Origin of the sequence: Streptococcus mitis, from assembly GCF_003944325.1 — a bacterium.
Classification (GTDB): Bacteria; Bacillota; Bacilli; order Lactobacillales; family Streptococcaceae; genus Streptococcus; species Streptococcus mitis_CW.
In genome coordinates, this window is sequence record NZ_RJPX01000054.1 from 1 (window position 1) to 10,164 (window position 10,164).

3 protein-coding genes and 1 pseudogene are annotated in these 10,164 nt (G+C 38.1%); 3 read left to right on the top strand and 1 reads right to left on the bottom strand.

The window, feature by feature from the left end; genetic code table 11:
* From D8787_RS10510 to D8787_RS10520, 3 genes are all read left to right on the top strand, one after another.
* Positions 1 to 2,686 (top strand): pneumococcal-type histidine triad protein (locus D8787_RS10510; RefSeq protein WP_125423638.1); only part of this gene is annotated, 2,686 nt, incomplete at its 5' end.
* Between the two features lie 190 nt (positions 2,687 to 2,876).
* Positions 2,877 to 5,942, top strand: coding sequence for a pneumococcal-type histidine triad protein (locus D8787_RS10515; RefSeq protein WP_125423641.1), 3,066 nt, complete (start codon positions 2,877 to 2,879; stop codon positions 5,940 to 5,942).
* A gap of 292 nt (positions 5,943 to 6,234) precedes the next feature.
* The gene (locus D8787_RS10520; RefSeq protein WP_125423643.1) at positions 6,235 to 9,663 is read left to right on the top strand and encodes a pneumococcal-type histidine triad protein; all 3,429 of its coding nucleotides are present in this window, start codon (positions 6,235 to 6,237) and stop codon (positions 9,661 to 9,663) included.
* Positions 9,664 to 9,928: 265 nt separating this feature from the next.
* Here D8787_RS10520 and tnpA read toward each other — a convergent pair.
* Positions 9,929 to 10,164, bottom strand: a pseudogene (gene tnpA / locus D8787_RS11950) (IS200/IS605 family transposase); the annotation flags it as partial.

Consider the following 10,164-nt stretch of genomic DNA (forward strand, 5'->3'; position numbering starts at 1 on the left):
CTATGTTTACCTTAAAGATGCGGCTCATGCGGACAATATTCGGACAAAAGAAGAGATTAAACGTCAGAAGCAGGAACATAGTCATAATCATAATGAAAGCACAGATAATGCTGTTGCTGCTGCAAGAGCTCAAGGTCGCTATACAACGGATGATGGATATATCTTTAATGCATCTGATATCATTGAGGACACAGGGGATGCCTATATTGTTCCTCATGGCAATCACTTCCACTATATTCCTAAGAGTGATTTGTCTGCCAGTGAATTAGCTGCTGCTCAAGCCTTCTTATCTGGGAAAGGTGGTCAATTAAGTACGGTTGAATATCGTTCAAGCAGAGCTGAAACAAGATCTGGTGTGAGAACGAGTCAAGCTGAGACTCCTCAAAATCCTGCAACAGATTCTGAAAGTCAAAGTGAAGATTTAGCTAGTCTCCTTCAAGAATTGTACGCTTTGCCACTTAGCCAACGTCATGTGGAGTCTGATGGATTGGTATTTGATCCAGCACAGATTACAAAACGTACAGCAAATGGTGTAGCAGTGCCTCACGGGGATCATTTCCATTTCATTCCTTATTCACAAATGTCTGCTTTGGAAGAAAAATTGGCTCGAAATCTGCCAATTGGAGGTCAGTCTGTTCAAAGTCATTCTGACAATACGAAACCAAGCAGTACAGATAAAACAAGTTCAACCATTAAACCAAACTTTAATCTCAATACGCATACACCAAATCGAGGAACTGGAGGCGCTTATACAACAGATGATGGGTATGTCTTTAGTCCGACAGATGTGATTGAAGATACAGGAGACGCTTTTGTTGTACCGCACGGCAATCATTTCCACTATATCCCTAAGAGTGATTTGTCAGCAGGAGAACTGGCTGCCGCCCAAGCCTATTGGAATGGTAAACAAGGCGCACATTCCTCTACAAGTTCAAGTAAACCAAGTAGTGATAATGCTAATCCAGCCCAACCAAGCTTGCCAGAGACTCCTAATCTAACTGTCACACCAACATATCATCAAAATCAAGGGGAAGATATTTCAACACTTTTAACTGAATTGTATGCCAAACCTTTATCAGAACGACATGTAGAATCTGATGGGCTCGTCTTTGATCCAGCACAAATCATCAAACGTACTGCAAATGGTGTCGCAGTGCCCCACGGAGACCATTATCACTTTATCCCTTATTCACAAATGTCACCGCTGGAAGAAAAATTGGCTCGTATGATAGCTGTTAAGGGAGAAAATGGCAGTGTCTTGCCAAGTGTTACTCCTTTGAAGCCAGCCCCTACTACCAAACCTCTTGCACCAGTTGAAAATAAACAGACTGAACTTGATGTCAACCAGGTTGTTAGAAAAGTTGGTGACGGTTATATTTTCGAGGATAAGGGCGTTAGTCGTTATGTTCTAGCTAAAGATTTGGCTAAAGATAAGATTGACGCTATTGAAAATCTCTTGTCTAAGAAAACTCAAGAGACACATGCTCTAGTTGCGAAGAAAGAAAATGTACCACCTCGTGACCAAGAATTTTATGATAAAGCATATAATTTATTGGTTGAGGCTCATAAAGCCTTGTCTGAAAATAAGGGTCGTACTTCTGATTTTCAAGCCTTAGACAAATTAGCAGAGCGCTTGAATGATGAATCTTCTAATAAAGGAAAATTAGTAGATGATTTATTGGCATTCCTAGCACCAATTACCCATCCAGAGCGACTTGGCAAACCAAATGCTCAAATTGCTTATACAGACGATGAAATTAAATTAGCGAAATTAGCAGGTAAGTATACAACAGAGGATGGCTATATCTTTGACACTCGTGATATTACCAGTGATGAGGGAGATGCTTATGTAACACCTCATATGACCCATAGCCATTGGATTAAGAAAGATAGTTTGTCTGAAGCTGAAAGAGTGGCAGCTCAGGCTTATGCTAAAGAGAAAGGTTTGACGCCTCCTTCAACAGATAATCAGAATTCAGGAAATGCTGAGGTTAAAGGAGTAGAAGCAATCTATAATAAAGTGAAAGCAGCTAAAAAGGTTCCACTTGATCATATTCCTTATAATCTACAACATACTGTTGAAGTTAAAAATGGTAGCTTAATTATACCTCATTACGACCATTACCATAACATTAAATTTGGGTGGTTTGACGAAGGACTTTATGAGGCACCTAAAGGATATAGTTTAGAGGATCTCTTTGCGACTGTAAAATACTATGTAGAACATCCAAACGAACGCCCGCATTCAGATAATGGATGGGGAAACGCAAGTGACCATGTTCGTAAAAATAAAGCAGACAAAGATAGTAAACATGATGAAGAAAAGGAAGAACATCATGAACTAGATGAGTCAACTCCTCCTGAATCTAATGAAAAGGAGAATCATTCAAGTTTGAGCCCTTCAGTAGATAATCTTTATAAACCGAGTACGGATGAAAAAGATAAAGAGGAAGAAGTTAAAGATACAACAGATGAAGCTGAAGTCCCTCAAGTAGAGACTGAAAAAGTAGAAGCCAAACTTAAAGAAGCAGAAGCTTTGCTTGCTAAAGTAACAGATGCTAGTCTGAAGGCTAATGCAACAGAAACCCTAGCTGGTTTACGGAATAATTTGAACCTCCAAACCATGGATAATAATGGTATCATGGCAGAAGCAGAAAAATTACTTGCGTTGTTAAAAAGAAAGTAATCCTCCATCTGTAAGTAAGGAAAAATCAACTAATGAAAAATGAAAGTCTCGATAAAGAGGCTTTTATTTTTATTATGTGAATATGTAAAATTCTTGACAAGCAATACTAAAAAGAGTAAACTATTAACTAGTTAATTAACTGGTTTATTATTTTATAGTGAATCAAATAAAGTTAAGAAAAGAGGAAAGAATGAAAATCAATAAAAAATATGTAGCAGGTTCAGTGGCAGTCCTTGCCCTAAGTGTTTGCTCCTATGAACTTGGACGGTACCAAGCTGGTCAAGTTAAGAAAGATTCTAATCGAGTTGCTTATATAGACGGTGATCAGGCTGGTCAAAAGGCAGAGAACTTGACACCAGATGAAGTCAGTAAAAGAGAAGGAATCAACGCAGAACAAATCGTTATCAAGATTACGGATCAAGGTTATGTGACTTCTCATGGAGACCATTATCACTACTATAATGGCAAGGTTCCTTATGACGCTATCATCAGTGAAGAACTGCTGATGAAAGATCCGAATTATCAGTTGAAGGATTCAGACATTGTCAATGAAATCAAGGGTGGCTATGTCATTAAGGTAGACGGGAAATACTATGTTTACCTTAAAGATGCTGCCCATGCGGACAATATTCGAACAAAAGAAGAGATTAAACGTCAGAAGCAGGAACACAGTAGTAATCATGGAGGTGGTTCTAACGATCAGGCGGTAGTTGCTGCCAGAGCGCAGGGACGCTATACAACGGATGATGGGTATATCTTTAATGCATCTGATATCATTGAGGACACAGGAGATGCCTATATTGTCCCTCACGGCAATCACTTCCACTATATTCCTAAGAGTGATTTGTCTGCCAGTGAATTAGCTGCTGCCCAAGCCTTCCTATCTGGAAAAGGCGGTCAATTAAGTACGGTTGAATACCGTTCAAGCAGGGGAGAAACAAGATCTAGTGTGAGAACGAGTCAATCTGAAACTCCTCAAAATCCTGCAACAACTCCTGAGAGTCAAAATGAGGACTTAGCTAGTCTCCTTCAAGAATTGTACGCTTTGCCACTTAGCCAACGTCATGTGGAATCTGATGGATTGGTATTTGACCCAGCACAGATTACAAAACGTACTGCCAATGGTGTTGCAGTTCCTCACGGAGATCATTTCCATTTCATTCCTTATTCGCAAATGTCTGCTTTGGAAGAAAAATTGGCTCGAAATCTACCAATTGGAGGTCAGCCAGTTCAAAGTCATTCTGACAATCCGAAACCAAGTTCAACACCAAGTTCACCGATTAAACCAAACTTTAATCTCAATACGCAAGCATCAAATCGAGGAACTGGAGGAGCCTATACAACAGATGATGGGTATGTCTTTAGTCCGACAGATGTGATTGAAGATACAGGTGACGCTTTTGTTGTACCTCATGGCAATCATTTCCACTATATACCTAAGAGTGATTTGTCAGCAGGAGAATTGGCTGCCGCCCAAGCTTATTGGAATGGTAAACAGGGTTCTCATTCTTCTACAAGCTCAAGTAAACCAAGTAGTGATAATGCTAAACCAGCTCAACCAAGTTTGACAGAGACTCCAAATCTGACTGTCACGCCAACTTATCATCAAAATCAAGGGGAAGACATTTCAACACTTTTAAGTGAATTGTATGCCAAACCTTTATCAGAACGCCATGTGGAATCTGATGGATTGGTCTTTGATCCGGCACAAATTATCAAACGTACTGCAAATGGTGTCGCAGTGCCTCACGGGGATCATTATCACTTTATCCCTTATTCACAAATGTCTGATTTAGAGCAGAAGATTGCTAGAATTATTCCGTTAAAAGGGCAAAATGGATTAAATCAAATTGGTACAGATATTAAACCTTTAGTATCAAAAGAAGTAGTACATAAGTTCTTAGGACAACCAATCAAAGCATATGGAAAAGGTTTAGATGGTAAACCTTATGATACGAGCGATGGATATATATTTACCAAAGATTCAATCGATTCTGTTGATAAATCAGGTGTTATTGCCAAACACGGAGATCATTTCCATTATATGGGATACGGTGAATTAGAACAATTCGAATTGGATGAAGTTGCCAAATGGATTCAAGAAACTGGTAAAAATCCAGACGACATCGTTTCTTCAGTTCACTCAGATGAGAAGGAAAGACCAAAGTTTGATTATAAAAAAGTAACTAATAAGATTTCTAGAAATAGTAAAATTGGTTATATAATCAATGAAGGTGGTAAAGATTATTTTTATTCGCGTGAAGAACTCGATCTTACTCAAATAGCTTTTTCTGAGCAGGAACTAATGCTTAAAGATAAAGATACTTATCGTTATGATATTGTAGAAACAGAAATTAAACCAAGATTAGCTGTAGATGTATCTAGCTTGCCTATGCATGCAGCCAATACTACGTATGATACTGGAACTTCCTTCATTATTCCACACATCGATCACATTCATGTAGTACCGTATTCTTGGTTAAATAGTGATCAAATTGCAACTATAAAATATGTGATGCAGCATCCTGATGTGCGTCCTGAAGTTTGGTCAAAACCAGGTCATGATGATGCTGGATCTGTTATTGCTAATGTAACTCCTCTTGAAAAACGTCCTGGAATGCAGAACTGGCAAATTATCCATTCTGCGGAAGAAGTTCAGAAAGCACTTAAAGAAGGCAAGTTTGCAACTCCTGATGGATATATTTTTGATCCTCAGGATGTACTGGCAAAGGAAACTTATATTTGGGCAGATAAATCTTTCAGTATTCCAAGAGCTAGCGGTGACTCATTAAGGAGTATCAATCAGTCGGATTTATCAGAGAAAGAGTGGAAACAAGCTCAAGAGTTGATAGCTAAAAGAAATGAAGAAAAAGAAACAACAAATGCTGCTTCTAATTCAAATCTAGTTTCGATAGATAATAAAACAGAAACAAAGAAAGAAGAAGCTGATTCAGGTAAAGTTGATGAAAAACCAAAGGATAGCACACCTCAAAATGAGGCAGATACGCCTATCAACAATCCTTCGGTTGAAAGAGATAAACCTAAAGCAGAAGAAAATAAAGAAGATGATTACGATGATATACCAGATTATGGATTAGATAAGGCCACTTTAAAAGATCATATAAATAAAATATCACAAATTGCTCAAATTGATTCGAAATACCTTATTTTTTCTTCAGAAGGTGTTCAATTTTATAATAAGAATGGGGATTTAGTAACCTATGATATTAAAACTCTTAAGCAAATAAAACCTTAGAATATTTTGACTAATGATAAATTGGTTGAAAGGACATTGTTCTACTTTTGGATAGAATAATGTCCTTTTATTTGTTAATAGATAGATGAAATTTCCTGTTTTAAAAATGAAGCCAGGAATTTTAAAGTAATAATTTTATTCTCACTCACTAAAATTTCTTGACAGATAAACTTAAAAGAGGTAAACTATTTACTAGTTAATTAAATGGTTAAATAACTGGTTTATAAAAAACTGTTTAACCGAGAAAAAGAAGCTAAGAAATAGCTTCATCATTTATTGAAATGAGGAGTTTATGAAATTTAATAAAAAGTATATAGCAGCTGGATCAGCTGTTATCGTATCCTTGAGTCTTTGCGCCTATGCACTGAACCAGCATCGCTCGCAGGAAAATAAGGACAACAATCGTGTCTCTTATGTGGATGGTGGCCAGTCAAGTCAGAAAACTGAAAACTTGACGCCAAGTCAGGTTAGCCAAAAAGAAGGAATTCAGGCTGAGCAAATTGTTATCAAGATTACAGATCAGGGCTATGTGACGTCACACGGTGACCACTATCATTATTATAATGGTAAAGTTCCTTATGATGCCCTCTTTAGTGAAGAACTTCTGATGAAGGACCCAAACTACCAACTTAAGGATGGAGATATTGTCAATGAAGTCAAGGGTGGTTATATCATCAAGGTAGATGGAAAATATTATGTCTACCTAAAAGATGCTTCTCATGCTGATAATGTTCGAACAAAAGATGAAATCAATCGCCAAAAACAAGAACATGGTAAAGACGAGAAAGGACCTAGCGCAGAAGTATCTGTAGCTAAGTTACAGGGACGTTATACTACTGATGATGGTTACGTCTTTAACGCTTCAGATATCATTAAAGATACAGGTGATGGTTATATAGTACCACATGGTGGTCACTATCATTTCATTCCTAAGAGTGACTTGTCGGCAGGTGAATTAGCAGCCGCAAAAGCATATTTATCAGGGAATACTACAGCTCTCAGTCAACCTTTATCAGTGACACCGAATAATGGTGTTACTGCAGCAGATGATGGTTATGTCTTTAACCCTAATGACATTGTCAGAGATACCGGTGATGCTTATATAGTAAGACATGGGGACCACTATCATTATATTCTTAAGTCATCTCTTAACAATCCCCCATCACACTCTAACACGGAAGAGGTAGGAAGTTCTTCTAGTTCTGTATTAAGTAATCCGTCACCACATGTCCACCATGAGGAAGAAGATGGACACGGCTTTGATGCTAATCGTATTATCGCTGAAGATGAATCAGGTTTTGTCATGACCCATGGTGACCATAACCATTACTTCTTCAAGAAGGACTTGACACCAGAACAAATCAAGGCGGCGCAGGATCATTTGAAAGGTGTAAGAACAGGAACACCAAGTCCAGCACATGATGACGATGACGATCATGATGAAGATGCACATGGTCATCACCATGAAGAACACGGCCATGATTTTGATGTCAATCGAGTTATCAGTGAAGACGCTGCTGGTTTCATTATGAGCCATGGCGACCACAATCATTACTTCTTTAAGAAAGATTTGACACCTGAGCAAATTAAGGCAGCTCAAGATCATTTGAGAGGTAAAGCGCCAGTAACACCAAGTCCAGCACATGATGACGATGACGATCATGATGAAGATGCACATGGTCATCACCATGACGAACACGGCCATGGTTTTGATGCCAATCGAGTTATCAGTGAGGATGAGCAAGGTTTTGTCATGAGTCACGGTGACCACAATCATTACTTCTTCAAGAAGAATTTGACAGCAGACCAAATTAAGGCGGCTCAGAATCATTTGAACACACATCATGATGCAGAGCCTGTAAAACCTCTTGCTAAAACGGTAGAGTCTTTCTCAAGAGATGCTAGCGATGAAGAAAAGATTGCTTATATTTCTAAGACCTACGGGGTTCCACTTGAAGCTATTAGAATTTCAAATGGATTCTTTGTCTTTGGAAATCCAGACCAAGCCTACGATCCAACTCATATCCATCCCTATGCTGTTCGTAAGGAACATGTTCGACTTCCACTCCAAACTGGAAATCCAGAACTTGATTTTTTAAATGAACTCTATACTACTGCCTTACGTGATGGTGTGTCTCCTTATAGCTTACAGGTGGAAAATGGAAGTTTTGTGATTCCTCATGGCGACCACAATCACTATATCAAGGTTCAAACTAAGGGCTATGAAGTAGCTTTGAAAAACAAGATTCCAGCTCTCCAATCCAACTATCAACCTGGAGATTTTGATGAGAAGGCAGTCTTGGCAAAAGTAGATCAACTTCTAGCTGAAAGTAGAACAATTTATCAAGATCAACCTATTAAACAAAGACAGATTGAGTTGGCTTTGGGTCAATTTACTGAGAGTATGAAGAAACTTGCAACCAACTCTACTGCGGGTTATCTTGCAAGACTTGACCTCTTTGATAAGCAATATATCCATATTGATGGAAGTGTCAAACCAGTCGAAACAAGTGCTTTAGATAAGAAATATCAGTCCTTGATTGATAAAATCAATACACTAGATACTGACTCTTATGGACTTCCGAAAAAAGATCTTCTAGTTCGACTCCAAGAAGCTAAGTTGGCTAAAGATGAGGCTGGTTTAGCAGCGATTGAATCACAACTTCAAGCTCTTCAAGATTTTAATGATCGTACTGGTGATACAACAGTGGAATACATCAAGTACTTCTATGAGCACGTAAATGATAGTCGTTTAAGTGATGAGCTTCGTAATAAAGTTGCTAATTTGACTTTGACTTTATATCAATCACAATCTTTCCGTAAGGCTGTGGACTTGAATAAACTGTTCCCAAGCATTTATCAAACAAAACAAGAAGTAGAAGAGGCTTTGAAAAATCAGCCAGCTACTGCAAAAGTAAATGAAACAGTTTTAGATAAAGAAACAGTTGATAGTCAATCTGCTAAGCAAGCAATTTATGAATTCCTGAAAGAAATCTATCCTGATCTTAAGAAAGAAGAACATGTCAATCATGTTAGCAAAGAGCAAGTTGAAACTATCTTAACCAAAGCAGAGCAATTCTTAGCTCAAGTTAAAGAAGTGGGAATCAGACAATCCTTGGCAGAAGAAGTAGAAAATCTAAAAGTTGCAGCTAGCAAGGCTGATGCAGATTTGGATGAAATCAATGTCCAGGTTAACGATCTATTGAAACGTATTGTAGCTACTCTGCAAAAAGAGAAGGAGACTGCGCAACAAGATCCACAAATAATTAATCTACATAAACAACTTTATGGATATATCAACTCATTACATAAGTATTTAGAAGATAACAATGGTTCAAATGAAGAATTTGAAAAAGTTGATAAACTATTCGATCAGCTTGATGATGATGTGAAAAATAATGATAAAGAAGCTTTACTTGAATTAGCGAAAACAATAGTAGCCTTGACTCAAGAAATCAAGTCTAAATCAAGAGCAAGTGAAGAAGCAACTCCAGCAACAAAAGCTGAATCGAATGCTGATAGCACAAGTGCAGAGAATCAACCAATTGCAAGTACAGCAACCGAAGCACCAGTAGCATCTGAATCTAACAGTGATACTGCAAGCGACGAAAGCAAACCAAGCAACACAAGAGATTCTAAACCAGCTGAATCAACTTCAGAAAAGAAAACAACTGAATCTGTAACAAGTACTGGAAATCAAGAAAAACCAGCTCAATCATGACCACCCGTCTAACGGGTGGTTTGAACCAAGGGCTATAAGCCCAAATTACCAGCCAGCGCCTAAAGACGCTGGCTTTCACGTTGTTCAAGCCTTATTGCTCTTGACTCGTCACTTGCCTCTTAAAGAGGCTTTAGTATTACTTACCACTATCCCTAAAGGGATCCTCATATTCTTTTACACTTAATTTATCTAGTGCTATATCATGCTTTACTCGTTCTCAAATTTTCATACTCGTGAAGAAATCATCCACTGGATAATTTCTTTAATCTTGAATATATTTCTTAATTGTGGCTTCATTGAGTCCAACCGTACTCACATAATAACCTTCCGCCCAAAAATGCCGATTCCCAAACTTGTACTTGAGATTGGCGTGTTTGTCAAACATCATGAGTGCACTTTTACCTTTTAAATAACCCATGAAACTTGAAACACTTATCCTTGGTGGAATACTGACTAACATATGTACATGGTCTGGCATTAAGTGACCCTCGATAATTTCAA